This is a genomic window from Nocardia sp. NPDC052316 (assembly GCF_044547795.1).
Classification (GTDB): domain Bacteria; phylum Actinomycetota; class Actinomycetes; order Mycobacteriales; family Mycobacteriaceae; genus Nocardia.
Map to the genome: position 1 here is coordinate 1,057,762 of NZ_JBIUBB010000002.1, position 25,606 is coordinate 1,083,367.

General features: G+C 68.7%; 22 protein-coding genes. 14 read left to right on the plus strand and 8 right to left on the minus strand.

Translation table 11 applies throughout. The features are described 5' to 3' along the window. Positions 1–36: 36 nt before the first annotated feature. Entirely contained in the window at positions 37–1,383 is a 1,347-nt protein-coding gene (locus ACIHA7_RS11610; protein ID WP_397288267.1) for an AAA-associated domain-containing protein, read from the plus strand. Between the two features lie 70 nt (positions 1,384–1,453). Beyond that, positions 1,454–1,846, plus strand: coding sequence for a hypothetical protein (locus ACIHA7_RS11615; protein WP_397288269.1), 393 nt, complete (start codon positions 1,454–1,456; stop codon positions 1,844–1,846). Positions 1,847–2,046: 200 nt separating this feature from the next. On the opposite strand, the gene ACIHA7_RS11620 is transcribed toward ACIHA7_RS11615, so the two are convergent. The 3 genes from ACIHA7_RS11620 to ACIHA7_RS11630 all read right to left on the minus strand — a co-directional run bounded on the left by ACIHA7_RS11620 (position 2,047) and on the right by ACIHA7_RS11630 (position 10,899). Next, on the minus strand, positions 2,047–5,496 hold the full coding sequence (locus ACIHA7_RS11620) for a tetratricopeptide repeat protein (RefSeq protein ID WP_397288271.1): 3,450 nt from the start codon (positions 5,494–5,496) through the stop codon (positions 2,047–2,049). An 89-nt stretch (positions 5,497–5,585) separates the two neighbouring features. Next, positions 5,586–7,745, minus strand: a complete 2,160-nt coding sequence (locus ACIHA7_RS11625; protein WP_397288273.1) for a hypothetical protein — start codon at positions 7,743–7,745, stop codon at positions 5,586–5,588. Between the two features lie 121 nt (positions 7,746–7,866). Further along, positions 7,867–10,899 carry a tetratricopeptide repeat protein gene (locus tag ACIHA7_RS11630; protein WP_397288275.1) on the minus strand — a complete coding sequence of 1,011 codons (3,033 nt, stop codon included), beginning with the start codon at positions 10,897–10,899 and terminating at the stop codon, positions 7,867–7,869. Positions 10,900–11,066: 167 nt separating this feature from the next. Here ACIHA7_RS11630 and ACIHA7_RS11635 point away from each other — a divergent pair, with 167 nt between their 5' ends. From ACIHA7_RS11635 to ligD, 5 genes are all read left to right on the plus strand, one after another. Continuing rightward, positions 11,067–11,300, plus strand: coding sequence for a hypothetical protein (locus tag ACIHA7_RS11635; RefSeq protein ID WP_397288277.1), 234 nt, complete (start codon positions 11,067–11,069; stop codon positions 11,298–11,300). 30 nt (positions 11,301–11,330) lie between these two features. After that, a complete protein-coding gene (locus tag ACIHA7_RS11640; RefSeq protein WP_397288279.1) occupies positions 11,331–12,431 on the plus strand; it encodes an SPFH domain-containing protein in 1,101 nt (366 codons plus the stop codon). A 40-nt stretch (positions 12,432–12,471) separates the two neighbouring features. Next, a complete protein-coding gene (locus ACIHA7_RS11645) occupies positions 12,472–12,870 on the plus strand; it encodes a cold-shock protein (protein ID WP_371865768.1) in 399 nt (132 codons plus the stop codon). 136 nt (positions 12,871–13,006) lie between these two features. Beyond that, positions 13,007–14,131: an ATP-dependent DNA ligase gene (locus ACIHA7_RS11650; RefSeq protein ID WP_397288282.1), complete on the plus strand. Its 1,125-nt coding sequence runs from the start codon at positions 13,007–13,009 to the stop codon at positions 14,129–14,131. Further along, positions 14,128–15,129 (plus strand): non-homologous end-joining DNA ligase, encoded by a 1,002-nt coding sequence (gene ligD, locus ACIHA7_RS11655; RefSeq protein ID WP_397288284.1) that lies wholly within the window; start codon positions 14,128–14,130, stop codon positions 15,127–15,129. The genes ACIHA7_RS11650 and ligD overlap by 4 nt, the downstream gene beginning before the upstream one ends. Positions 15,130–15,133: 4 nt before the next feature. Here ligD and ACIHA7_RS11660 read toward each other — a convergent pair whose 3' ends face one another. Next, the gene (locus tag ACIHA7_RS11660; RefSeq protein WP_397288286.1) at positions 15,134–15,895 is read right to left on the minus strand and encodes a DUF4190 domain-containing protein; all 762 of its coding nucleotides are present in this window, start codon (positions 15,893–15,895) and stop codon (positions 15,134–15,136) included. Positions 15,896–16,089: 194 nt separating this feature from the next. Between ACIHA7_RS11660 and ACIHA7_RS11665 the strand changes: the two genes are divergently transcribed. After that, positions 16,090–16,452, plus strand: a complete 363-nt coding sequence (locus tag ACIHA7_RS11665; protein ID WP_397288288.1) for a hypothetical protein — start codon at positions 16,090–16,092, stop codon at positions 16,450–16,452. A 21-nt stretch (positions 16,453–16,473) separates the two neighbouring features. Here the strand turns inward: ACIHA7_RS11665 and ACIHA7_RS11670 are convergent, their stop codons facing one another. The 3 genes from ACIHA7_RS11670 to ACIHA7_RS11680 all read right to left on the minus strand — a co-directional run bounded on the left by ACIHA7_RS11670 (position 16,474) and on the right by ACIHA7_RS11680 (position 19,099). Further along, complete coding sequence (locus ACIHA7_RS11670; protein WP_397288290.1) at positions 16,474–17,145, minus strand: TetR/AcrR family transcriptional regulator; 672 nt, start codon at positions 17,143–17,145, stop codon at positions 16,474–16,476. Continuing rightward, positions 17,129–18,274 (minus strand): acyl-CoA dehydrogenase family protein, encoded by a 1,146-nt coding sequence (locus ACIHA7_RS11675; protein WP_194833531.1) that lies wholly within the window; start codon positions 18,272–18,274, stop codon positions 17,129–17,131. The genes ACIHA7_RS11670 and ACIHA7_RS11675 overlap by 17 nt, the downstream gene beginning before the upstream one ends. A gap of 132 nt (positions 18,275–18,406) precedes the next feature. Continuing rightward, the gene (locus ACIHA7_RS11680) at positions 18,407–19,099 is read right to left on the minus strand and encodes a TetR/AcrR family transcriptional regulator (protein ID WP_397288292.1); all 693 of its coding nucleotides are present in this window, start codon (positions 19,097–19,099) and stop codon (positions 18,407–18,409) included. A 199-nt stretch (positions 19,100–19,298) separates the two neighbouring features. Between ACIHA7_RS11680 and ACIHA7_RS11685 the strand changes: the two genes are divergently transcribed. The 6 genes from ACIHA7_RS11685 (at position 19,299) to ACIHA7_RS11710 (ending at position 24,768) form a co-directional block, all read left to right on the plus strand. Further along, positions 19,299–20,228: an alpha/beta fold hydrolase gene (locus ACIHA7_RS11685; protein WP_397288294.1), complete on the plus strand. Its 930-nt coding sequence runs from the start codon at positions 19,299–19,301 to the stop codon at positions 20,226–20,228. Between the two features lie 35 nt (positions 20,229–20,263). Further along, a complete protein-coding gene (locus ACIHA7_RS11690; protein ID WP_397288296.1) occupies positions 20,264–20,470 on the plus strand; it encodes a hypothetical protein in 207 nt (68 codons plus the stop codon). Beyond that, positions 20,467–21,990: a hypothetical protein gene (locus tag ACIHA7_RS11695; RefSeq protein ID WP_397288298.1), complete on the plus strand. Its 1,524-nt coding sequence runs from the start codon at positions 20,467–20,469 to the stop codon at positions 21,988–21,990. The genes ACIHA7_RS11690 and ACIHA7_RS11695 overlap by 4 nt, the downstream gene beginning before the upstream one ends. Positions 21,991–22,036: 46 nt before the next feature. Further along, positions 22,037–22,825: a hypothetical protein gene (locus ACIHA7_RS11700; protein ID WP_397288300.1), complete on the plus strand. Its 789-nt coding sequence runs from the start codon at positions 22,037–22,039 to the stop codon at positions 22,823–22,825. Positions 22,826–22,909: 84 nt separating this feature from the next. Further along, the gene (locus ACIHA7_RS11705; protein ID WP_397288302.1) at positions 22,910–24,340 is read left to right on the plus strand and encodes an SDR family NAD(P)-dependent oxidoreductase; all 1,431 of its coding nucleotides are present in this window, start codon (positions 22,910–22,912) and stop codon (positions 24,338–24,340) included. A 38-nt stretch (positions 24,341–24,378) separates the two neighbouring features. Then, a complete protein-coding gene (locus ACIHA7_RS11710) occupies positions 24,379–24,768 on the plus strand; it encodes a DUF2784 domain-containing protein (protein WP_397288304.1) in 390 nt (129 codons plus the stop codon). Between the two features lie 35 nt (positions 24,769–24,803). Here ACIHA7_RS11710 and ACIHA7_RS11715 read toward each other — a convergent pair whose 3' ends face one another. Beyond that, positions 24,804–25,577: a thioesterase II family protein gene (locus tag ACIHA7_RS11715; RefSeq protein WP_397288306.1), complete on the minus strand. Its 774-nt coding sequence runs from the start codon at positions 25,575–25,577 to the stop codon at positions 24,804–24,806. Positions 25,578–25,606: the final 29 nt, after the last annotated feature.

Genomic DNA, 25,606 nt, shown 5'->3' on the forward strand with positions numbered 1-25,606 from the left:
CGGCTACCGCTGCACTAGTTCGACGGGAGATCGATCATGACCGTGACCACCACCGAGGCCGACCGCGCTGTGCTGCTGGACATCTCGGGCGTCGGCAAACGATTCATCGGCGCCGCCGGCGACGAGTTGCGGGTGCTCGACGGTATCGATCTGCAGTTGCGCAGCGGTGAGATCGTGGCCCTGCTCGGCCGTTCCGGCTCAGGCAAGTCCACGCTGCTGCGTATCATCGCCGGGCTCATCGCGCCGTCCGACGGCGAGGTGACCTACCGTGGCACGCCGCTCAACGGCAGCAATCCCGGTGCCGCGCTGGTGTTCCAGTCGTTCGCGCTGATGCCGTGGCTCACCGTGCAGGACAATGTCGAGCTCGGGCTGGCCGCGCGCAACGTGCCGCCCGCCGAGCGGCGGCAGCGGGCGCTGGCCGCCATCGACATGATCGGCCTGGACGGCTTCGAATCCGCCTACCCCAAGGAGCTTTCCGGCGGGATGCGCCAGCGCGTCGGCTTCGCCCGCGCGCTCGTGCTCGAACCGGATCTGCTGCTGATGGACGAGCCGTTCTCGGCTCTCGACGTGCTCACCGCGGAAAACCTGCGCACCGAGTTGGTGAACCTCTGGGCCACCGAGGGGTTCCCGACCAAGGCCATCTGCGTCGTCACCCACAACATCGAAGAAGCCGTGCAGTTGGCCGACCGCGTGCTGGTCCTCGGATCCAACCCCGGTCGCATCATCGCCGAGATCCACGTGTCGCACCCGCGCCCGCGGGACCGGCGCGCACCGTGGTTCGAGGCCATGGTCGACCAGATCTACGGACTGCTCACCGGACGCGACACCGAACCCGTTGTCGCGGAACCGGATAAGGCGACCCCGACCGCGCAGCCGCTGCCCGACGCCTCCGTCGGTGGCCTGGCCGGTCTGGTCGAGCTCGTCTACGCCAACGGTGGCCGCGCCGACCTGCCCGACATCGCCGACGAACTCAACTTCGAGATCGACGATCTGCTGCCGCTGGTCGACGCCGCCGAAATGCTCGGCCTGATCACCGTCGAGGACGGCGACGTGCTGCTCACCGACATCGGCTCGCGCTTCACCACCGCCGACATCCAGGAGAGCAAGCGCATCTTCGCCGAACAGGCCCGCCACCGTGCGCCTTTGGTCCGCACCATCTGCAAAGGCCTCGCCGGTAGTGCCGACGGCAGCCTCCGCGCCGGGTTCTTCCTCGACCTGCTCCGCCGCGGGTTCGGACCGGAGGACGCGCGGCGCCAACTCGACATCGCCATCGACTGGGGGCGGTACGCCGAGCTGTACGACTACGACACCGATTCCGACAAGATCACCGCAGACCCGGCCGCGCAGGTGTTCGCGGGCGTGCGCGGGAAGTGGACGTCGTAGCGGTCGACCCCGGGGTCGATTACCTCCGAGGTAATCGACCCCGCCTGGTCTTTCGTGGACCCTCGTGTTCATGGCAACGAACACCACGCCGGCTCACTCCCCGTTGGCAGGCCCGCTGCGCGGACTCGCCGTCGGTCGCATCGTCTTGGGCGCGGCGGCTATCGCCCTGCCACGAAAACTGTGCGCGGCTCTCGGCATTCGCTCGACGCCCGAGCTGACCTATATGACGCGAATCTTCGGCGCACGAGCCATCGCCCTCGGCGTCGGCTACCTCACGGCCCCCGCCGAAGAGCGGCCGCGCTGGCAACGCGTAGCCCTCATGGTCGACATCATCGACACCACGCACGGTGCCGCCCACGTCGCCCGCGGCGACGTCCCCCGCCCCACCGCGGTCGCCATGACCGTATTCACCGGAAGTTACATGGCGGTCGGCGCGACCCGGCTTGCGCGGGATCTGCGGTAGCCACGCCGCTCGCGTCGGTAGCACGGCCCCGCCGCCAGAAGCTAATGGCGGTCGGCGTGACCGACTCGCCCGCGGTCTTCGGTAACTACACCGCTCGCATCGGTGGAATGTTCCTGCGCCGAGGACAATATTGTGATGGCGAGCGCACCGACACGGCCGCGATTCAATTCGAGCTGGGCGCCGGGTTGCATTGAGGACTCCTACTCGCGGAGACGCGAGCTCCACTGCGCCAGTTGATCTCGGGTCACCTCGGTGTCCCGATGATCCGCACCCAACACTCGCTCTCGATCGTCGAGCAAGCGCGCGAAATCGGCTACCGCGCCCTCGATATCGCCGGCGTGCGCGCGATACGCGGCGAGGTTGTTGCGGGTGAGCAATGTGTCGGGGTGGTCAGGGCCGAGTATCCGGAGGCGGTCGGCGAGCAGCTGCTCACTGTCGTGCACAGCGCGCTGCACGTCGCCCGCCCGCTCGCGGTACGACACGAGGTTGCTGCGTGTGACCAGTACATCAGGATGGTCTGGGCCCAGGACGCGCAGTTGATCGGCGATGACCTGCTCGGCTTCGGCGATCGCACCGGCCAAGTCGCCGCCGCGTGCCCGCAGAGACGCGAGATTGCCTCTGCTGTAGAGGGTTTCGCGATGATCACCGCCCTGTACTCGAATCCGGTCGGCCACCACGTCTTCCAGCTCGACCACCGCACGCGCCAAGTCGCCGGCTCGTGCGCGATAAGCCGCGAGGTTCGTGCGCGTCGACAGCACGCTCGGGTCGTCAGGTCCGTGCAGGCGAAGTTGTTCGGCCAGTACGGATTCGGTCTCCGCGATCGCTCCCGCGATGTCGCCGTCGCGCGCTCGCGCGGTAGCGAGTTTCGCGCGCGTCAGCCGCACCCGGCTGTCGTCGGGCCCCAGCAGCTCGAGCTGATCGGTGAGCAGCTCCGTCAGCTCCGCTATAGCGCCCGCGGAGTCGCCGCTCTGGCTCAGATAGCCCGCGAGGTTGCTGCGGGTCGCCATGGTGTCGGGGTGATCGGAGCCAAGGATGCGGCGCTGATCGTTCAGCAATTGTCGGGCCGCGGCGATGGCGCCGGACAGGTCACCCCGCAACGCCTGGAGTGAAATGAGCCTGTTCCGCGTCGCCGATGTCGCCTCATGGTCCGCGCCGAGCACTCGACGCCGGTCCGCGAGTACCCGGATCAACTCATCCGTTGCCGCCGCCGTATCGCCGGACTCACCGCGACGTACGGCGAGGTGGTGGCGAGTGGCGAGAGTGTTCGGGTGGTCCGGGCCGAGGACCGAGAGCTGATCCTCGAGCAGGCGCGCGTAGTCGGCGATCGCGCCGGACAGATCGCCGCTCTCCGCCCGCCGCAGTGCCAGAAACCCCCGCGCCTGCAACGCATCAGGATGAACCGCACCGACCGCTGCCTCGATCGATGGCAACCACGCGGCCCACAGATCGCGGTTGTCGGCGGCACGCGGCGTCTCGAGCGTGGTGAGGTAGGCCAGCGCTCGGCCGCTGTCGCCGCATTCGAGATAGTGGCGGGCGGTCGAGCCGCGGGCGTACTCGACGGCTCGGGGGCCGGTGCACCGCGTCGTGGCCGCGATGATCGCGCGGTGGGCGTCTTCGATATCCACGTCGAACCACGCGAACTGCGCTGTCAGCGCGGGCAGCAGTGCGGTGTGGGCGATGCCGAAGGATTCTTGCGCGGTACCGGGATTGCCGCGCGTGATCAGTGCGCCGAGGCTGACCGTGATGTCGTGGATGCGGACCGAGGTGATGTCTTCGCGGAACGACGACATCGCGCTCTCCAGCAACTCGATGGGTAGCACCGGGCCTGCCCCGGCCGCGACGAGGATCGCGAGCATGGGACCGATCGAGCCGGCCGTCGCGGATCCGGCCGTGTACATCGCGGTCCGAACTCGCTCAGCCACAATGGATTCCAGTTCGGTGCCAGCCGAGACCGCGCGCTCGACCAACGAGGGCAGCACTTCGCTTTGCAACCGGGCAAGCAACCAGCCCCCCGCTACCGGCGCTGCCGCCGCGGCGCGGGGGCGGGCCGGACGGCGGTCCACGGCACCCGGCGCACTGGCGGGTTCGTCCATGGACCTGCCCGGCGGCGGCGTACCCCAGACCGGGCCCGGGTCCGACCTGTCGGTCTCGTCGAGCCAGGGCGGGAGCCCTTTGTGGGTGGGCACTGCGCCGCTCGGCGACCTCCTCGGTTCACCGAGTTCGGCGGGCGCGTCGGATTGACCGAACGGACCCGTCGGGGCGACTGGCACGGACTCACGCCACCCCGCACGAACGAGGGCCGCGACGTCAGCGGCGGTCGGCTCGGGCAGCGCGACGCGATGCATGTGGGCCAGGGCCGGGTGCCGTTCGGTGCCGGATCCCTCCCGGATTGCGGCGATCACTCGGACGTGTCGCAGCTCCGCGCGACCGGTGAGTTCGGCTACCGCGGCCACCAACAGCTTTCGGCTGCCCGCTGCCGGTTGATCGAGACCGTCCAGCACGAGCGTGATCCGGCTACCCGGCCTCGACACCTCGGCCAGCGGCCGCCGGACCCAGATATCGAAGACATCGGACTCGGCAGCGTCGGCACCCCCCTGAGCTGTGCGTAGCGCTTCGGCGTACCCCGGTACCCGCGCTGCCAGCTGAACGGATAGTTCCTCAGCGACCGATTCGAGCGAGCTGCTCGCCGTGAGAAATACTGCGGCGGTGACATATTCGGGCGCGATGGCCAGACCATCGACCACGCTGGGCCGGATCAGCAGGGCCATCAGCGTCGATTTGCCGGAGCCCGGCGGGCCGACCACCGCGCGCAACCGTTGGCCACCCGCATCGATCACCTCGGCGAGACATTCGCGCATCGTGTCGGTGAGCAGCACGCGGCGGGTCAATTGATCGACGACACCGGCCGCGGGTCGGCCGGTGAGCGCGTCCCTGCGCCGAGCCGCGTTGGGTACCAGCCACAGTCCGGCATCACCGACCGGACTGGTCGATACCGTGCCCGCGGTGAACGACAAGTGCAACGGCTGCTGCAAGGCACAACCGCGCGCGACCGGATCGACCAGGTCGTACGGCAGCAGATTCTCGCCACGCAGCGGCAGCCCGGCGCCGAAGGTGGAAAGCATTGTGCGCGTGAAACATCCCGCATAGGCGGGTCCGTCTCCCGCCGCCACCAGCAGCTCCATCCGCCCCGCCGACCGCGCCAGCGGCCCGGTCCACAGCCGGGCGGCACCCCGCACCCCCTGCTCGGTCTCGCACGCGTCGACCAGCACGATCAACCCGTCCAGCGCCGAGGTATTGAGCCGCTCCCTGATCCCCTGCGTCAGATGAAACGCGTTGTCCGACCGTGGCACCAACGGCGAATCCCGCGCCATCAGATAGAAGTCACCCGAATTCGTCGCGGTCCCATGCCCGATGAACGCCACCAACAACGTCGCCCGCTGCGCCGAAGCGCGCTCGAACGCCGCGTCGATCGCCGTAACCAATTCCCCCGCAGTCGGGTCGAGCACCGGCGCGTCGACCCCCGTCGCACTCCCCCACCCACCCTCCTCTCGCAGCCGGCCATACAGATCAGTGGCCAGCCGATCCGTGAAGCCCAACTCCCCCAGCGCCGCACACTCCGACCCCATCACCAGCGCCAACCGTCCTCCCATGCAAGGGAACATACTCGTTCACCTGCGCCCGACGGAGGCCGCGGACCCATCAGGTGACGCCCGCCGCGGTCGGCAACGCCTGCTCGCAGTTACGAATTGCCCGGCCCGGCGCCAGAAAGGTCGCCACTTCTCGCGGCCCAGTACGCGAGTCTCGTTTCGGCGGCAAGGGTATCCGGATGACCCGATCCGACGGCCGCAGCGAACAGCGGCGACCATACGGCCCACAGGTCGCGGTTGTCGGCGGCGCGCGCCGTCTCGAGCGTGCCGAGAAACGCCAACGCAGGGGCGGACTCGCCGTACGCGAGATAGTGGCGTACCGCTGAACCGCGGGCGTAATCGTCCGCCCCGACGCCGCCACCCGCCTCGATCGCCGCGATGATCGCCCGGTGCGCGTCCGCGATGTCGATGGCAAGCGCGGCGGTCAGCCCGGGCAACAGTGCTTCATGGGTGATACCGAGCGATTCCTGCGCACTGCCCGGCCGGTCGCGCGTGACGAGGACACCGAGACTTACTGCGATATCACGGATTCGGGCCGTGCCGGTGGGGGTGCCCAACGCGACCATCGCGGCATCCAGTAGTCCGATGGGCAGTACGGGTCCGGCACCCGCCGCGACGAGAACGGCGAGCAGCGGGTCGATCGCGCCCGCCACCTCTGCGATCGGTGTCGCGGTCGCCCGCCGAACACGCCGAGCAACAACATCGTTCAGCGCCGTTTCGCCCACGACGGTGTTGTCGTACAGCGTGGCGTCGATCTCGACGAGGAGCCTGGCCAGCAGCCAGCCGCCCGCGTCGGGCCCGACCCTCGGTCCGTCGCCCGGCCCCATGGTCACCGGTTCCGCATCCCACGGTGCCGGGCCGTACGGCGGCCGCACCCGGCTGGCACGGACGATGGCAGCCAGTGCGCCGTCGGTCGGCGCGGTGAGCGCGATGCGGTACATGTGCGCTAGTTCCGGCGAATGCTCGACGCCGGTGCCTGCTCGGATACCGACGATGACCCGCACGTGTCCGAGGTCGTGGCGGCGCGTGAGATCAGCGATCGCGCCGATCAGCAGCCGCCTCGTCCCTTCCGCCGGCTGGTCGAGTCCGTCGAGCACGATGGTGACGCGCACGCCCGGCCGCCCGACGTTCGCCAGCGGCTGACGGACTTCGACATCGAAGACTTCCGAGTCGAAGCCCTGGCTGTCGGCGAAGTACCTGGCTTCTTCGACAGCGTCTGCGTACCCGGGCAGGCGGTGGCTGAGCTGCGCGGACAGTTCGGCGGCGACGGCTTCGATGGAGCTGTTGACCGTGAGAAAGATTGCCGCGGTGACATACTCGGGCGAGATCGGCAATCCCTCGGCCAGGCTCGGCCGGATGAGCAACGCCAGCAGGGTCGATTTGCCACAACCCGCGGGTCCGACCACGGCACGGAGCCGATGACTCCCGGCGTCGACGACATCGTCCAAATGGCCGCGGATGGCGTCGGTGAGCAGCAACCTGCGGGTGAGCTGATCCACGAACCCCGCCGCCGGTCGCCCCGTCAGCGCGTCGCGCCTGCGTGCGGTGTTCGGCACCAGCCAAAGGCCGGGATCACTACCCGGAGCCGTCGAGATCATGCCCGCGGTGAACGACAAATGCTGCGGAAACTGGTAGCGGCACGAGTGCGCGATCGGCGCGATCAGATCGCCGGGCAACAGATTCTCGCCGCGCAACGGCATCCCCGCGTCGAATGTTTCCAGCATTGTCCGGGTGAAACACCCGCCGTACGCGGCGTCTTCGTCCGCAGCGACGAGCATCTCCATCCGACCGTACGACCGGGCAAGCAGGTCGGCCCAGCGGCGCGCGGCGCCTTGCACACCCTGCCCCGTCTCGCAGGCATCGATCAGCACGATCAAACCGTCCAGCGCCGAGGCGCCGATCCGTTCCCTGATGCCCTGCGCCAGGTGAAAGGCGTTCTGCGAGTTCGGTACCGCGGGTGAGTCGTGGGCCAGCAGGAAGAAGTCGCCGTCGCCGATCGCCGCGCCGTGCCCGACGAACGAGATCAGCAGGGTCGCCTGTTGCGCGGATGCCGCGCCGAAGGCTTCATCGATCACCGAGACGAGTTGCGCGGCAGAGGGATTGAGTACCGGTCCCGCCGCCGCCGTGGCAGGCAACCACCCGCCCGTGTCACGCAGCCGCCCGTACAGCTCGGTGGCCAGCTGATCGGTGAACCCCAACTCCCCCAGCGCCGCACACTCCGACCCCACCACCAGCGCCAACCGTCCTCCCATGCAAGGGAACATACTCGCGTGCGCGGCTACGTCGGCGCGTGCACCGAGTCTCTGGGACCCGCACCGCTACTGGATGCCCCTGACAGTGCGGAGCCCGAGGATCAGTGCGGAGCCGCCGTAATCACCGCTCGAGCTGGTCGCGCCAGTAGGCGAGGGTGGATTGGGTGCGGATGGTGGCGGCGTGGGTGGGGCCCAGGGCGCGGAGTTCGGCTACCAGCAGAACTTCGAGTTCGGCTACGGCGCCGGGGATGTCGCCGTTTCGGGCTTGCCGGTCGGCGAGTTCGTTGCGGGTGGCGAAGGTGTCGGGGTGATCGGGGCCGAGCACTCGGAGGCGATCGGCAAGCAGGCGGGCGAAGTCGGCGATCGCACCGGGGAGGTCGCCTGCGTCGGCCCGGTAGCTTGCCAAGGCGCTTCGGGTGGTGAGGGTGTCGGGGTGGTCGGGGCCGAGCACTCGGAGGCGATCGGCGAGCAGGTGTTTGAACTCGGCGCCCGCGCCGGCCAGGTCGCCGCTGCGGGCGCGGAAGGCGGCCAGGCTGTTGCGGGCGGCCAGGGTGGCGGGGCGGTCGGGGCCGAAGACGCGCTGGCAGTCGTCGAGGATCTGCTCGAAATCGGCTCGGGCTCCTGCGAAGTCGCCGGTCTCGGCGCGCCAATAGGCCAGGCTGTTGCGGGTCTTCAAGGTTTGCGGATGCTCGGGGCCGAGCACGCGGGATCGGTCGGCGCGCAGTTCCTCGAAATCGGCGATGGCGCCTACGAGGTCGCCCAGGTCGGCACGGTTGGACGCCAGGTCGTTTCGGGTGCGCAGCGTGTCCGGATGGTCCGGGCCGAGCAGGCGACGCTGGTCGCTGAACAGCCGCTTGTATTCGGCGCGGGCACCGATGTAGTCGCCGCAGCGGGCCCGGTAGGTGGCCAGGTTCGCGCGGGTGCCAAGGGATTTCGGGTGATCGGGACCGAGGATGCGCAGGCGGTCGTCGAGCAGCAGCTCGAAGGCGGTGATGGCGCCGACCAGGTCGCCGCTTTCGGCGCGGTGGTAGGCCTCACGGCTGCGGGTGGTCAAGGTGTCGGGATGGTCGGGTCCTAGCGTCTCGAGGAAGGCGGGCACCCAGGCGGCCCAGAGATCGCGATTGTCCGCGGAACGCGCGGTCTCCAGCAGTTCCAGGAAGTGCAGTGCGCTGGCGGAGTCCCGATAGGCGAGGCAGTGCCGCACGGCCGAGCCGCGCGCGTAGTCGGCGGCGCGGTCGCTGGTGCTCTCCTTGATGGCGGTCACGATGGCCCGATGCGCGTCCTCGAGGTCGACACCGAGCAGCCTGCACTCGTTGCGCAGTCCGGGCAGCAGGGCACTGTGCGTCACCCCGAGCGACTCGCGCGGGGTGCCCGGCCTGCTGCGCGTCACCAGCGCGCCGAGGACCACCGTCATATCCCGTATCCGGGCGATGTGGAAGTCCACGCCGAGCGCGGTCATCGCGGCATCGAGCAGCTCGATCGGCAGCACCGGCCCGACCCCGGCGGCGACCAGCACACTGAGGAACGTGCCTGCCGCACCGGAGGTTTCGGCGGACATGCCGCGCAGCGCCCCCTCCACCCGCAGGGCGACGATGCGGTCGAACCCGATGCCGGCGGCGACCGCGCCGTCGGTGATGCTCGACGCCACCTCCGCCAGCATCCGTGCGAGCAACCACCCGCCGGAGACGACGTGCGACTCGTCCCCGACGGACGTCGGCGTCTCCGCGAGCAGCGACTGGATCCAGTTCACCCAGTCCGCCGGGTCGGCCGGCGCTCCGCTGCCGCGCGCGGACCCGACCACGGTGGCGATATCGTCGGCGGCCGGTTCCCCCACCTCGATCCGGTGCATGTGCGCCAGCTTCGGCGACCGCTCGACCCCGGTCCCGTCCCGGATGCCGACGATGACCCGCACGTGCCGCAGATCGTCGCGCCTGGTCAGATCGGCGATGGCGGAGACGAGCAGCCGCCGGGTGCCTTCCTGCGGCTGGTTCAATCCGTCCACCACCAGCGTGACCCGCCTGCCCGCGGTCGACAGCCGCGCCAGCGGGTGCCGCACCGACAGGTCGAAGATGTCGAACTCGTCCCTGGCCCGGTGCGCGCGCACCGTCTGCGCCGCCTCCGCGAACCCGGGCAGCCGCGCGCTCAGCTGCGCCGCCAGCTCGGCGGCCACCGCCTCGATCGAGCTGGCGGCCGTGAGAAATACTGCGGCGGTGACGTATTCGGGCGTCACCGCGAGCCCTTCGACCAAGCTCGGTCGAATCAACATGGCAAGCAGGGTTGACTTACCCGCACCAGCGGGACCGATCACCACGCGCAGGCGATGGCTGCCCGCGTCCACGATCGCGTCGAGATGCTCACGAACGTCCGGCGTCACCAGCAGTCCTCGGGTGAGCTGGTCGACGAATCCCGCTGCGGAGCGCCCACTCACGGCGTCTCGATGCCGCGCGGTGTTGGGCACCAGCCAGAGCCCCGGATCCGCGGTGTGCGCCACCGAGACCGAACCGGAGGTGAACGAAAGATACTGCGGCTGTTGATGAACGCAGGAGCCGGCGATCGGGTCGACCAGATCGGCGGGCAGCAGGTTCTCCCCACGCAGCGGCAGCCCGACATCGAACGTGGACAGCATCGTCCGGGTGAAACAGCCGGAGAACGCGGGCCCCTCGCCCGCCGCGACCAGCATCTCCATCCGCCCGGCGGACTGCGCCAGCAGATCGGTCCACCGCCGCGCCGCGCCGATCACGCCCTGCCCCGTCTCGCAGGCATCGACCAGCACGACCAGGCCGTCCAGCGCCGACTGGTTCAGCCGTTCCCTGATCTCCTGGGTTAGGTGAAAGGCGTTGCGCGAGTTGGGCACTGCGGGCGAGTCGTGCGCGAGCAGATAGAAATCCTCGGCGCTGGTCGTCACGCCGTGGCCGATGAACGCGAGCAGCAAGGTCGCCTGCCGCTCCCCGGCCTCCGCGAACGCCGCGTCCATCACCGTCGCCAGTTGCCCCGCAGTCGGATCCAGCACCGGCCCGTCCAGCTCCGTGGCCGATCGCCAACCACCGACCTCGGTCAGACTCGCGTACAACCCCGTGGCGAGTTCGCCGGTGAACCCCAGTTCCCCCAGCGCCACACACTCGGACCCGACAACCAACGCGAGCCGTCCTCCCATGCAAGCAACATACCCGTGGGCTATCGACGCCGATCACACACCCGCAACCTGGGCATTCCGTCGTGACAACGATCGCGTTACGGGCGCCGCCACCGTTCGGATACCGAAACGTGCTGTGCGGGACGTAGTGTGGCGGGTCTGGCGGCCCGCGGGAGGAGATCGGTGCGATGAGCGACCCGGTGGTCGGTTTGACGGGTACGCTCACATCGCCGATCCGGGGTGCGGGCTTGCTCGGCGAGGTGCTGATAGCAATTCGAGGGGGGACAGAGCTGTACATCGCACGCGCCGCCGAGCCGATTCCGGCGGGCGCGACCGTGTTGGTCATCGAGGTGAATCCGGGCCGCATCCTCGATGTGGTGCCCTGGATTCCACTGACACCGGAACCGAACCGACCGTTCTGAAGCAGTTCTGAAACAGTAAGGGAGACAACCGTGCTGGGTTACCACGTACCCAACCCGGACGAGGCGATGCTGATCAGCGGCGCCAAGAGCAAGGACAACGCACCGTTCAAGGTGGTGATCGGCCGCGGCAGCTGGGTGATTCCACTGTTCCGCAAGGTCAGCTACCTTTCGCTGGCCATGTTCGAGGCCGAGATCAAGGAACGCTGCGTCACCAAGCAGGCGATCCAGCTCGAGGTCCGCGCGGTGATCGCGTTCAAGGTCGCCAACGACACCACCTCCATCGTCAATGCGGCACAACGCTTCCTGTCCGAACAGGAAAAGGAGATGTCGGTGCTCACCGGCCGCATCTTCTCCGGTCACCTGCGCTCGATCGTCGGCTCGATGACGGTCGAGGAGATCATCCGGGAGCGCCAGAAACTGGCCGACGAAGTGCTCGTCGCCTCGAAGGTCGAGATGGGCAATATCGGGCTCTGGGTGGATTCCTTCCAGATCCAGTCCATCGATGACGGCAACCTCGGCTACATTCAGGCGCTGGCCGCGCCACACAATGCCTCGGTGCAGCGCGACGCGCAGATCGCCCAATCGCAGGCGGCGCAGCTGTCCGCACAGGCCGAACAGGAGTCGCTGCGCAGGCAGGCGGAGTACCAGCGCGAGACCGCGATTTTGCGCGCGCAGTATCAGCGCGACATCGACAAGGCGAATGCCGAAGCGGCACAGTCGGGTCCGCTCGCCGAGGCGATGGCGATGCAGGAAGTGCTTACCGCACAGGCCATCCAGGCGCGCAAGGAAGCCGAACTCCGCGAGCAGCAGTTGCAGACCGAAGTGGTGAAACCCGCTCAGGCGGAGGCGGAACGGGTGCGCATCCTGGCCGAGGCGGAGGCCGACCGCACCAGGATCCAAGCCGCGGCAGCCGCGTCGAACAACCGGATCGCGTTGGACCAGTTGTTGATCGAACAACTTCCGGAAATCGTCAAGCAGGCCTCGAACGGACTGGCGAACGCGAATCTGACCGTGCTGAACGGGCCGGACGGAGTGAGCGAACTCGTCAACGGAATGGTCGGTCAGGGACTCACCGTTTTCAATTCATTACAAAAGGCGCTTTCAACCAACGACAGCGATAACGCGGGCTAAGGTGGCCGGGTAGCGACGGCGCGGCGAGGAGCGGGTGTTGGTGTCCATCGGGAAATTGGTGTCGTTCGACAGCTCTCGGGGATTCGGTTTCATTCGACCGGAAGATGGCGGGCCGGACGTATTCGTGCACGTCAACGACATCGGTCTGGACGAAGACGAGTTGCGCCAGGGGCGGGTGTTCGAATTCGACATGACAGAGGGTGATCGTGGGCCGAAGGCCGTCAATCTGACCGTGGTGGCAGGTCAGCCGGGCCCGCCGCCGGCACCGCACAAATCCAAACATCGGTCGAACTCGGGACAGCTCAACGCCAGCGAACACAAACGACTGATCACCGAGCTGCTCCTCGACGCGAGCCCCGCGCTCACCGCGGGGGAGATCCTCACCATCCGCGACCGGCTCACCGTCTTCGCCGAACAGCACGGCTGGTTGGACAGCTGAGCGGTGCGCCGCCGCGCGTTCGATGATCTTGTCGGATGCGGCGCATACGATCATCGGCGAGGCCACTACCCGCACCGATGAATTTCGCACGATCGCGGCGTCGGTACGGGTAAGCAACGAACCCGAGGAGGATCGCGTGGACCTGCCGGTCATGCCGCCCGTCAAGCCGATGCTGGCCAAAACCACCTCCGGCGTGCCACGCGAGCCGGGGCTGAGTTACGAGCCCAAATGGGACGGATTCCGTTGCGTCGTGTTCCGCGACGGGGACGAGGTGGAGCTCGGATCCCGCAACGATCGCCCGCTCACCAGGTACTTTCCCGAGGTCGCCGAGCTGCTGAAGCAGGCGCTGCCGGATCGGTGCGTCGTCGACGGCGAGATCGTGGTGGTCACCGAACAGGGCCTCGACTTCGACACGCTGCAGAACCGGCTGCATCCGGCCGCCTCGCGGGTGAACAAGCTGGCGGTGGAGACGCCGGCCAGCTTCGTCGCCTTCGATCTGCTCGCCCTCGGTGACAAGGACCTGACCGAGGAGCCGTTCGCCGAACGCAGGCGGCTGCTGGAAACCATCTTGGATACCGCGCTCGCGCGCGTGCACCTCACCCCCATCACCCAGGATCCCGATGTCGCCGAGGACTGGTTCACGCGGTTCGAGGGCGCGGGTTTCGACGGGGTGATGGTCAAGGGCAACAACCTCACTTACCTGCAGGACAAGCGGGTGATGCTCAAGGTCAAGCACGAGCGCACCGCCGACTGCGTGGTCGCCGGATTCCGCTGGCACAAGGACGGCGAGGGCGTCGGTTCGCTGCTGCTCGGCCTGTTCGACGACGAGGGCAATCTCAACCACGTCGGGGTCGCGAGCAGCTTCACCGCCGCGCGGCGCAAGGAACTGGTCGAGGAACTGGCCCCGCTGCGCGAGAACGCCCTGGAAAACCATCCGTGGCGGGAGTGGGCCGATGCCGCGGCGCAGGCCAGGGCCGACGGCAAGATGCCCGGCGGGGTGAGCCGCTGGACCGGCGGCAAGGACCTGTCCTGGGAGGCGCTGCGCACCGAACTGGTCGCCGAGGTCCGCTACGAACACGTGCAGTCCGGGCGGCTGCGCCACGGCGGCAGGCTGGTCCGCTTCCGCGCCGACCGCACCCCGGAGTCGTGCACCTACGCCCAGCTCGACGAGGCGCCGCCCGCCGAATTGAGCGCGATCTTCACCGAGGCGAAGGTCCCGGCACAGGGGCCCGCGAAAGCCGATAGCGAGGCGAGGTCATGACCGAGTCGGTCGATATCGAGCTGGACGGCCAGACGGTCACCATCAGCAATCCCGACAAGGTGTATTTCACCAAGCGGGGCGAGACGAAACTCGATCTGGTGCATTACTACCAGGCGGTGGCCGAGCCGTTCCTGAATGTGGTCGGCGGGCGCCCGCTGCTGTTGGAGCGTTATCCCGACGGCGCCTCCGGTAAGTCGTGGTTTCAGAAGCGGGTGCCGAAAACCGCGCCGAAGTGGCTGCACACCGTCGAGGTGTCCACGCCGAACGGCACCACCGCCGACGCGCTCGTCGCCCACGATCTCGCGCACATCCTGTGGGCGGTGAACCAGGGCTGCCTGGGTTTTCACGTCTGGCCGAACCGGGCGGACAACCTGAAGATCGCCGACGAACTGCGCATCGACCTCGATCCCTCCCCCGGCATCACCTTCGACGACCTCAAGCACGCCGCCGTGCTCACCCGAGAGTTGTTCGCGGAGTTGGGCATCGAGTCGCGGATCAAGACGTCGGGCTCGCGCGGCCTGCACATTTACGTTGCGCTGGAACCGAATTGGGATGGATACCAGGTGCGGGCCGCCTCCGTCGCGCTGGCCAGGGAGCTGGAGCGTCGTCATCCCGAGCAGATCACCGCGCAGTGGTGGAAAGAGGAGCGCGGCAACCGCGTATTCGTCGACTTCAATCAGAACGCCCCGCACAAGACGGTGTTCGGGGCGTGGTGTGTGCGCCCGAAGGTCGGCGGGCAGGTCTCCACGCCGATCGCCTGGTCCGAATTGGACACGGTGGTTCCGGACGAACTGACCATCGCCACCGTGCCCGCGCGGCTGGCCGAGCAGGGTGATCCGTGGGCGGACCGCGCCCCGCAGTCGATCGCCCCGCTGCTGGAAATGTCGGAGCGCGATATGGCCTCGGGTCTCATGGACGCGCCATGGCCGCCGCAGTATCCGAAGATGCCGAACGAGCCGCCCCGCGTTCAGCCGAGTCGCGCCAAGAAAGAGGAGTGAGGCGCTACTCGGTCCACAGCACCCAGGTGCCGCTGCGGCCGGAGATCTCGCAGACCAGCGCGCGCCCGTCCGCGGTGCGGCCCGTCTTCGCGGTGCTGCCATCGCATTTGCCGCCGGCCTGCTGGATCGCCGTCGACACCACGAACGGGCCCGACCACTTATAGCTGCCCGAGCTGAGCAGGCAGATGAGCGTGCCGCCCTCGGCGCCGCTGCCGATCTGGCCGACCTGGCTCTCCGTGCACGACGCACCCTTCTTCAGGTTGCTCGGCTCGGTCGTGCTCGCACCGGTCGTGGTGGTCGCCGCCGCAGTCGGCGCGACGGAGGTGGTCGGCGGGGGTAGTCGATCGGCGGTCGAGGGCGCGGACAGGCTCGCCGTCGTCGGCAGCCGGTCCGCGCGAGTCAGCGAGTCCGGCAGCATGTTTCCCGACAGCACCACCAGCCCGGCGACGGCGGTCACCTCCGCGACACCGATCAGCAGCGCGAACATCGCCATCACCCGGCCCCGCGGATGCGAGAACGCGATGAACCCGAAAACGATGGCGACCGGAAACAATCCGATCAACGCGGCCACCAGCGCGACGATCGCATAGGGATTCACAATGGGCGGAATCTCCACCCGCAACCGGCCGGTCCTGCGACGCGGCGCCTCCTGCCAGCGCTCCTCCGGCTCCGGCTCGACCCACTGCTCTTCTTCGGCCGCCGGCCACCTGTCGTCCTGCGCTGCCGCAGGCCAACGTTCACTTTCACGGCGATCCGCCCGTGCCATGCCAGGTCCCTCTCCACACCAACCACCGTGCAGGAACCTCGGACTGCCCGGACCCGCCCCGATATCCCGACCCACAATAGGGGCACGGCGGCGCGACATCATCTGAAACGTCCAATTGCTGGCTGTTTTGCCATTCGAGGTTCATGCTGATCGGAAAGTGTCACTGATCTTGCGCTGACTCCCCAGGAGGAACCATGTTCGGTAGCACCACCCCCGACGACGGCGAAAACCGGCCGTGGCACGCCCAGGCCGGCGATCTACTCGGCGACAATTACAACGTTCCCGGCCTCATCCTCTGCGCGCTCGGCATGGTCGCGCTGGCCTGCACCCTCACCGCCGCGGGCTACGGCTTCAGCGAGTGGACCCAGATCGGCGCGATCGCGACGGCCGCGCTGTGGATCCTCGGCATCGGCGCGCTGCTGGTCGAGCATCGGCGCGAGGAGGTGCTCGAACGCAAGTACGGCAGGCTCGGCCACGCGCCGGGACACCGGCGGCCGGTGCGCTACAGCATGGAACAGGCCGCTTCCGGCGAGGCCGCACCGGAGGCGCTCGGCTAACGGATACGGGCCGCCGTGCGCTCAGCGCCGGCGGTCCACCTTCGGCAGCGACTCGGTGACCAGTGTCATCAGCATGTCGGCCAGCAGCTCGTGCACCTGCGGGCGGGTCAGGGTGCCGCGGGTGATCCATTCGCGCCCCGCGACTTTCACCAGCCCGCCGTACGCGCGCACCATCGCGCGCAAAGCCGCACTGCGTGCCGAATCGGCCAGTCCGACCATGAGCAACAGGCGCTCCGCGGCCGCGTCGTCGGCCTGATCGAGGATCTGCTGCACCTCGGGGTCGTCGCCGACGCCCTCGTGGCTGGTCACCTTCACCCAGGTGCTGCCGTGCTCGGCGATGGTATCCAGCAGCCAGTGCACACTTGCCTCGACGCGCTCGCGCTCGGTGCCGGTGGGCACGATCATGTCGTCCAGCTTGGGCAGCGTGACCATGCGACGCACCACCGCGAGATAGAGGTCGCGCTTGTTGCCGAAGTAGTGGTTGATCAGCCCGCGGGCCACCCCGGCGCGCTGGGCCAGCTCGGCGGTGGACACGGCCGCGTACGGCCGCTCGCCGAACATGTCGATCGCGCAGGCCAGGATCTGCGCCCGCCGCTCGTCGGGTTCGAGCCGACGCCGGCGCGGCAGCGCGGCAGCGTCGGTGTCGTCCCGGCGAGCGGTGGGCTCGCTCGTCGTATCAGAGAGACCGGGCAATGAGATCCTTCATCACCTCGTTGCTACCCGCGAGGATGCGCAGGACGCGGGCGCCGGTGTAGAGCTGCGAAATCGGATACTCCGTCATGTAGCCGTAGCCGCCGAACAGTTGCAGGCAGCGGTCAACCACGATACCCAGCTGATCGGTGAGCCAGTACTTCGACATCGCCGCGGTGGGAATGTCGAGTTCGCCGCGCAGATGCTTGACGATGCAGTCGTCGAGGAAGGTGCGGCTGACCTTCGCGATGGTGGCGCACTCGGCGAGCTCGAACTTGGTGTTCTGCATCGCGAACAGCGGCTTGCCGAAGGCCTCGCGGCCCTTGGTGTAGTCGATCGTCAGCTGCACCGCCTGCTCCATCATCACGACCGCGATGATGCCGGTGACCAGGCGTTCCTGGGCCAGCATCTGCATCATCTGATAGAAGCCGAGGCCCTCGGCCTCGCCGAGCAGGTTCGATGCGGGCACCCGCAGTCCGTCGAAGAACAGCTCCGCGGTGTCCTGCGCCTTGCCGCCGATCTTGTTCAGGATGCGGCCGCGCTTGAAGCCAGGGGTGTCGTCGGACACGTCGGCGAAGATCAGCGAGACGCCCGAGGCGCCTTTGGTGGGGTCGGTCTTGGCGGCGATGATGATGCCGTCGCAGAGCCAGCCGTTGGTGATGAAGATCTTCGAGCCGGTGATGACGTACTCGTCGCCCTCGCGGATCGCGCGGGTCTTGATGTTCTGCAGGTCGGAGCCGGTGCCCGGTTCGGTCATGCCGATCGACAGGACCATCTCACCGCTGGCTGCTTTGGGCAGCACGCGCTGCTTGAGTTCCGCGGAGCCGAATTCCTTCAGGTACGGCGCGATGATCGAGGTGTGCACCGGCATGCCCATCGAGCCGTCACCCGCCCTGGACTGCTCCTCGATGATCGCGGCCTCGTGCGCGAAGGTGCCGCCACCACCACCGAATTCGGTGGGAATCGCGGTGCACAGCAGGCCGAGCTCGCCGGCCCGGTTGTACAGCGCGCGGTCGGGGTGGCCCTGTGCGACGAACTTCTCCTCGTGCGGGACGACCTCCTTCTCGAAGAACGCCTTCGCGAGGTCGCGTACCGCCTCGACCTCGTCGTCACTCCATGCGGCGCGTGCCATCATCGGATCCTTTGCTCGCTGATCTCCGGCCTCGGTGCCGGTCGCTCGACACCAGATTCTCGTACTATTGGCAGCGTGTCAACAAAGCGGGCGCGCGTCGGGCCGACCCGGTGCGATGGATGCCGGGAAACGTCAGCTTGCGGGCTGCTGCGCCTGATTCACGGCGGCGAGCGAGGTGAAGATCGGCGTCTCCGGATCGGCGGAGATGCCCTGCCTGCGCAGGAAGCCGTCGATCAGGCCCCAGACGAATTCGGTGGCCTGATCGATGAATTCGGCCGTCCGGTCCGGGTGCGGCACGGCCGAATCGGCCAGCCACAGGTCGGTGATCGCGACGACAACGCCGACCACCGCGCGCGAGAGATAGTCGATGCCCGCGGTGTCGATCGGGATGGACTCGGCGATGTCGCGGGCCTGCCTGGCGAAACGGTCCGAGGCCGCACGGCCGAGATCGAACTGCAGCACCGTGCCGTCGGACTGCTGGGTCACCTGCGCCTGGCCCAGGAAGCGAAAAACGTTGGGATGCTGGAGAATGCTGTCGGCGTATCCGGTGAGCACCCGCCGCAACGCGGTTCGCGGGGGTTGCAGCATGAGCGTCAGATCGTTGCCCGCGGCGGCCGCGGCGGCCTTGGCCATCCGGTTGCCGATCTCAGTGTAGAGATCGGCCTTGTCGGCGAACTGCCGATACAGGCGGGGTTTGGTAATGCCCGCTTCCCTGGCGATGTCGTCCATGCTCGGCCGCGGCCCGTCCCGGTCGATCACCCGGATCGCGGCGTCGACGATCTCCGCGCGGGAGGTCGTCGATGAACGAACGCTGGGACGGGGCACGACCGCAGCATACACGTACCGCCGGTACGGTTATCAGCGTGAGCTACGCCATAGTCTGCGGCTAGGCCTCCCGTTGCCGGGGTTTTCTTCGTACTGTCAGTATCGGAAAACGTACTAGCGGTACGGGACGCCGTTTCCGAGCCACCCGACCGACGAACTGCGTGCACGGCCGGCCGCTCGCACCGAACGAGGCAACAACATGACCAACCTGCTCGACACCGACACCCCCCGCCCGGACCGGCAGTGGACGGTGACCGCCGACGGCACCGAACTCGCGGTCTTCGAGTGGGGTGACCCCGCCGCCTTACCCTTGGTCCTGGTGCACGGCCTCACCGACACCCACCGCGTGTGGGCCACGGTGGCCGCGCTGCTCACCGACGGCTTCCGCGTGATCACCTATGACGTGCGCGGCCACGGCCGCTCGACCAGCCCCGCACTGCTCGCGGACTTCCGGCTCGACCGGCTCGCGGCCGACTTCTACGCGGTGATCGACGCGGCGAGCCCGAAGCGACCGGTGCACACCTGCGGGCACGGCTGGGGTGCGGTGCAGCTGTGGGAGGCGGTGTGCGATCCGCGGGCGAACACCCGAATCGCCTCGTTCACCGCCATTTCCGGCCCGAACCTCGACCATCTCGGCCTGTGGTTGCGTGCGGTCGCACCGCAGGCCAAGCTGCGGGCAGGCGACCTCGGCTGGTGGTTGCGCAGCGCGCGCGGCACGCTCAGCCCGGTTCCGGTGGCGCGCAGGCTCTACCCGCCGCGGGTGCGCACGCTGCTGCTGGAGCGGCTCGGCGGGCTCTCCCCCGTGCCCGCCCGGATCGCGCGCACCTGGCGCACCGATCTGCTTGCGGGCGGGCGGATCGCGCAGGCCAACCTGCTGCATCATCTGCGGCGGCCGCGGGTGCGGCGCACCGCGGTGCCGGTGCAGCTGCTCGTCGACAGCACCGACCCGTTCGTGCCCGCCGCCCTCTACGACACCTCGACCCGTTGGGTCGACCGGCTGTGGCGCTGTGCGGTGCCGGCCGATCACTGGCTGCCGGTCACCGAGCCGCTGCTGGTCGCCGAGGCGATCGCCAATTTCGTGGACGACATGCGCGCCGATCGAGCGGCGATCACCCCGCGCAGCAGCTGACCATTTCGACAACTCGACACCGATACGGAGATCTCATGCCGGACGCTCTCAGCCGCACCCTCGGCGCACCACTGCCCGACGAATTCGACCGGCTCACCGACTCCGACCTCGCCGAACTCGACCGTTTGCTGCGCGACGCGGTGGCCGCCCGCGGCGAGCGCCTCGGCGCGGCGGTCGAGTCCTCGCTCCAGCTCATTCCCCGGCTGATGCGGCCGACCGTCAAGAGAGCGCTCGGCTTATGAGCACCCACCTGATGGCCCGCGCCGAGACCACGAAACTCGCCCGCCTGCTGGATATTTCCGATCCGGCGCAACTCGACTTCCTCAACGGCCTTTCACCGGAGGCCATTCGGGCATTCCGCGAGCGGGCCACCGACCTGCTGTTCGACGGCGACGCCGCCCGGATGAAACGCGTTGCCGCAGCGACGAAGTTGGTACCGACCGCGATCAGCGCCAAGGCCGCAGAGCGCGCGTTCGGCCCGGTGCTGTGCGCGGCCGTCGCGGGCGCGGTGGAACCGTCGCGCGCAGTCGATATCGCCAAGGCGCTGCCCGCGCGGTTTCTCGCCGAGACCGCCATCCAGCTCGATCCCCGGCGCACCGCCGACATCATCGCCTCGGTGCCGCCCCGACTGGTCGTCGAGGTGGCCCGGGAGTTGGTGCGCCGCGCCGACCACGTCACCATGAGCCGGTTCGTCGGCGTGGTGCCGGAGGAGTCGATGCGCGCCGCGGTGCCCGCGCTGGGCGACGCGGATCTGCTGCGCGTCGGCTTCCTGATGGAGGACAAGTCCGCCCTCGACCGGCTGATGGGTCTGGTCACCGACCGGCTCGCCGGCGTCATCCGCGCCGCGCACGAACAGGATCTGTGGGCCGAGGGCCTGGACCTGCTCGACAGCGTCGGCCCGGCGAATCGGGCCGCGCTCGGCGATATCGCGGCCGGGCTCGGCGGCGACGTGCTCGACGGCCTGATCGAGACGGTGCGGGCGCTGGACGCCTGGGAATCGCTGTTGCCGATCACCAGCGCGATGAACACCGACAGCCTGCGCGTCTTCGCCGAACGGCCCGCGGTACAGGAGGAATCGGTGCTCGCCTCGATCATGAATGCCGCACTGAACAAAGGGTTCTGGCTCGATCTGCTGCCGCTCGCCGTGCACTTGCAGCCCGCGCAGCTTGCGGTGCTGGCCGCGCGGCTGACCGACAAATCCGACGAGGAACTCGGCGAGCTTGTCACGCAGGCGGATTCGGCGAAGCTGTGGGATGCCATGCTGCCGATCGCGCTCGCCATGACCGATGCCGATCGCCGCCGGATGGCCGGCCTGCCGATCATGCGTAGCCCCGAGGTGCTGCGCGCGGTAATCGACACCACGGCCGAGCACGAACTCTGGTCGCAGGCACTGCCTTTGGTGGACGCGCTGCCGGAGTCCGCGACCCCGATCCTCGCCTCCTGCCTCGGCGATCTCACCAGGGAACAGCTGCTCGCCGCCGTATGCACCGCCGCGCGCAGCGACAACATCGACACCCTGGTCGATATCGCGCTCGCCCAGGACACCGCGGGTCGTGCTCGCGTGCTCGACCTCATCGCCGGGATGGACGGCCTCGACGAGTTCCTCGCCGCGTTGACGCCGGAGACGCCGGATGTGGTGTGGGCGGGGCTGATCGAGGTGCGCGCGGAGATCCCCGCCGAGTTGCGCACCCGGCTCGCCGACCGCGCGGACAGCTGTGGCCGCGGCGGCGAGGCGGCCGGTCTGCGCGGCGAACAGGGCTGACCCGAACGACCGGCGGCGCCGACGGCGAGGTGATACTTTCGCCCCCATGACGGGACCGGCGGGTCAGGGGCCTCCGCGCCTCAGCAACGCCGGCTGGCTGCATCAACCGTTGGCGCCGATCGGGCCGATGCGGCCGTACCCGGACGGCCGGGTGCCGCCGCAACCGCTCGGGCGCTGGAAACAGCCCGGCGGCAACCGACTACGCGCGCTCGGCGCCGTGGCCGGGGTCGCGACGCTGGTAATCGTCGGCGTGCTCGGCGTTGCCGACAGCGACCACCGTGCCGACCCGGCGCCCGATCTACGGGGTTATCACTACGTCGACAATCTGTGCGCGATCACCGATCCGGCGCCCTACACGAACGCCGGATTCGTTGTGGCGCCGTCGAGTTCGACCGGTCCGAAGTACCCACTCCACCAGACCCTGCTGCACAGCGCCGTCGACTCGATGACCTGCACCATTCGGCTGGCGCCGCCGGGGGCACGCGAACGGTCCAAAGACACCACGCTCGAGGCGAGTGCCGCGGTGCACAAGCAGACCGATCCCGGTCCCGAGTTCACTGCCCGCTTCGAAACCTGGAACAAGTCCGAGCTCACCGAGGACGACGACGTCACGAAGATCGACGGTCTCGGCGACGAGGCCTATGTCGTCCGCAAGGAGTCCGAGTACGCCCCGAACACCGGCGTCACCGTCGCCGTCCGCGATGGCTGGACCACCTACGAGATCAGCTGGCTGCACCCGCCCTCGCTCGACCCGAACACCGACCTCACGGTGGACACCGTCATCGAACTGCTGAAGGAAACCGCCGCCACGACCATGGCGCTGCTGCGCGCGTAGGCCACCGGGCGGTAGCCGGGCGGCGGGGTTTGCGACAATGGTCGGGTCGATTTCCCAGCTCACCGAAGGATGCCTGTACCACCGATGGCCGAAAGCATGATCGATCCGGACGACCTCGCGACCTGTCTGCGGGTGCTGGACCAGGCCGGACGGCTGGAAAAGGAGCATCCCGACTCCGTGGCGGTGCAGCGCGCGGTCGGCCACATGTTCAAAAAGCTCAAGCAGCGGCGCCGGATCGAGGCCAGGACGGCGGTGGCACAAGCCGACCGTGAGGTGATCGCCGCGACGGCCACCGGCTCGCCGCAGCGGATCGACGACGAGACCGCGGGCATCCCGCTGGCCTCCACCGCGCGCGGGGCGAGCGCGGGCACGCTGCTGCGTGCGCGCCCCTGCTACATCTGCAAGCAGTCGTATACGCAGGTCGACGCGTTCTATCACCAGCTGTGCCCGGAGTGCGCGGCGAGCAGCCACGCCAAGCGGGACGCCCGTACCGATCTGACCGGTCGGCGCGCGCTGCTCACCGGCGGGCGCGCCAAGATCGGCATGTACATCGCCTTGCGGCTGCTGCGCGACGGCGCGCACACCACCATCACCACCCGCTTCCCGAACGACGCCATCCGCCGCTTCGCCGCCATGGACGACAGCGCCGACTGGCTGCACCGGCTGCGCGTCGTCGGCATCGACCTGCGCGATCCGGCCCAGGTGGTCGCCCTCGCCGACGACGTCGCGGCGCAGGGCCCGCTCGACATCCTGATCAACAATGCCGCCCAGACCGTGCGCCGCTCCCCCGGCGCCTACAGCGCGCTGGTCGACGCCGAGTCCGCTCCGCTGCCCGCGGGCGCGCTACCCGACGTGGTGACGTTCGGCAAGACGATGCAGGCCCACCCCACCGCGCTCACCGCCTCGCTCACCCCGACGCTGAGCGCCGCCGACGTCGCCGAGCTCGCGCTGGTCGCGGGATCGGCGACGCCCGAACGCATTTCGCGTGGCGTGGCGATCGACGCCGGCGGCCTGGTGCCGGATCTGGCGCACACCAACAGCTGGGTGCAGACCGTCGCCGAGGTGGACCCGACCGAACTGCTCGAAGTGCAGCTGTGCAACTCGGTCGCGCCGTTCATCCTGGTCTCCCGGCTGCGCCCGGCCATGGCCGCGGCACCCGCGCGGCGCAAGTACATCGTCAACGTCTCGGCGATGGAGGGCCAGTTCGCCCGCGCCTACAAGGGGCCGGGCCACCCGCACACCAACATGGCCAAGGCCGCGCTGAACATGTTGACCCGCACCAGCGCGGGCGAGATGCTCGAGGCCGACGGCATTCTGATGACCGCCGTCGACACCGGCTGGATCACCGACGAGCGCCCGCACTACACGAAGGTCCGGCTCGCCGAGGAGGGCTTCCACGCGCCCCTCGACCTCGTCGACGGTGCCGCGCGCGTGTACGACCCGATTGTCCAGGGCGAGAACGGCACCGACCTGTACGGGTGCTTCCTGAAGGATTACCGGCCCTCGCCCTGGTGAACCCGCGCGGATCGCGAGTCGATGGCTAGGCTGGTGGAGTGTTGTACCGGTTGCTGGCCGACGTCACCGCCGCGGCGCATTTCGTGTTCGTGGCGTACGTGGTCGTCGGCGGGTTCCTCGCGTGGCGCTGGCCGCGCAGCATCTTCCTGCATCTGATCGCGTTCGGGTGGGGGTTCAGCACCATCTTGTTCGGACTCGACTGCCCGCTCACCCACGCGGAGAATTGGGCGCGGCATCAGGCAGGCGACGCCGGACTGCCGTCGAGCGGGTTCATCGACCATTACCTCACCGGGGTGATCTATCCGGAGAGTGCGCTGGCGACCGTGCGGGTGCTCGTCGCGGTGTGTGTCGCGGTGTCCTGGGTGGGGTACGGATGGCTGCGGTGGCGGGCCGCCGGGTCGGCAACCCGCCTGCAGGCATCCCACTAGTTACACGCGTGAAACAGTCTGGGCCGGAATAGTTTTCATGCGCGCGTTCGGTCGCGTGCGAGGTGTCGCGTGACCACCTCGGCCACCTCGGCGGGGCGCTCGTCCAGATAGAAGTGGCCGCCGGAAAACGTTGCGCGATCGAAGGTTCCGGTGGTGAAGTCGCGCCACTCGTCGGCCTGCTCGGGCGTCATCGTCGGGTCCTCGGTGCTGACCAGGGCGGCGATATCGGCGGCCAGCGGATCGCCCTCGGTGTATCGGTACGTCTCCACGGCCTGGTAGTCGCCGCGCACCGCGGGCAGCACCAACTCCGCGAGACTCGGCTCGTCGCGCAGCATCTGGATCGGCGCGGGATCGGCGGCCAGCCGCTCCAACTCCGCGATCAGTTCCTCGTCGGAGCCGAGGTGCACGCGCTGGGTCTCCACGAAACTCGGTGCGGGACGGCCGGACACGAACAGCGTCGTCACCGGCTGCCCCTTGCGTTCCAGCCGTCGCGCGGTTTCGAAGGCGACGCTGGCCCCCATGCTGTGGCCGAATAACGCGAGCTGGTCGATGATTCCGTGCCGCAGCACTTCCTCAGCAATCCGGTCGGCGAGCGCCGTGAGTTCGGTGATCGGCGCCTCGCCGAGCCGGTCCTGCCGACCCGGATACTGCACCGCGGCAACGGCGATGCCCGCCCCGAAGTGCTGGGCCAACTCCCGGTACGCCGTCGCCGGGCCGCCGCCCGGTGGGAAACACAGCAGGTGGTGGCGGGGAGTCGCCTCGGATCGCAGGATCCGCAGCCACTCACCGGACTCGATTGTTCGGCCCACGTAAATCTCCTTCTCAGACGGAACTATTA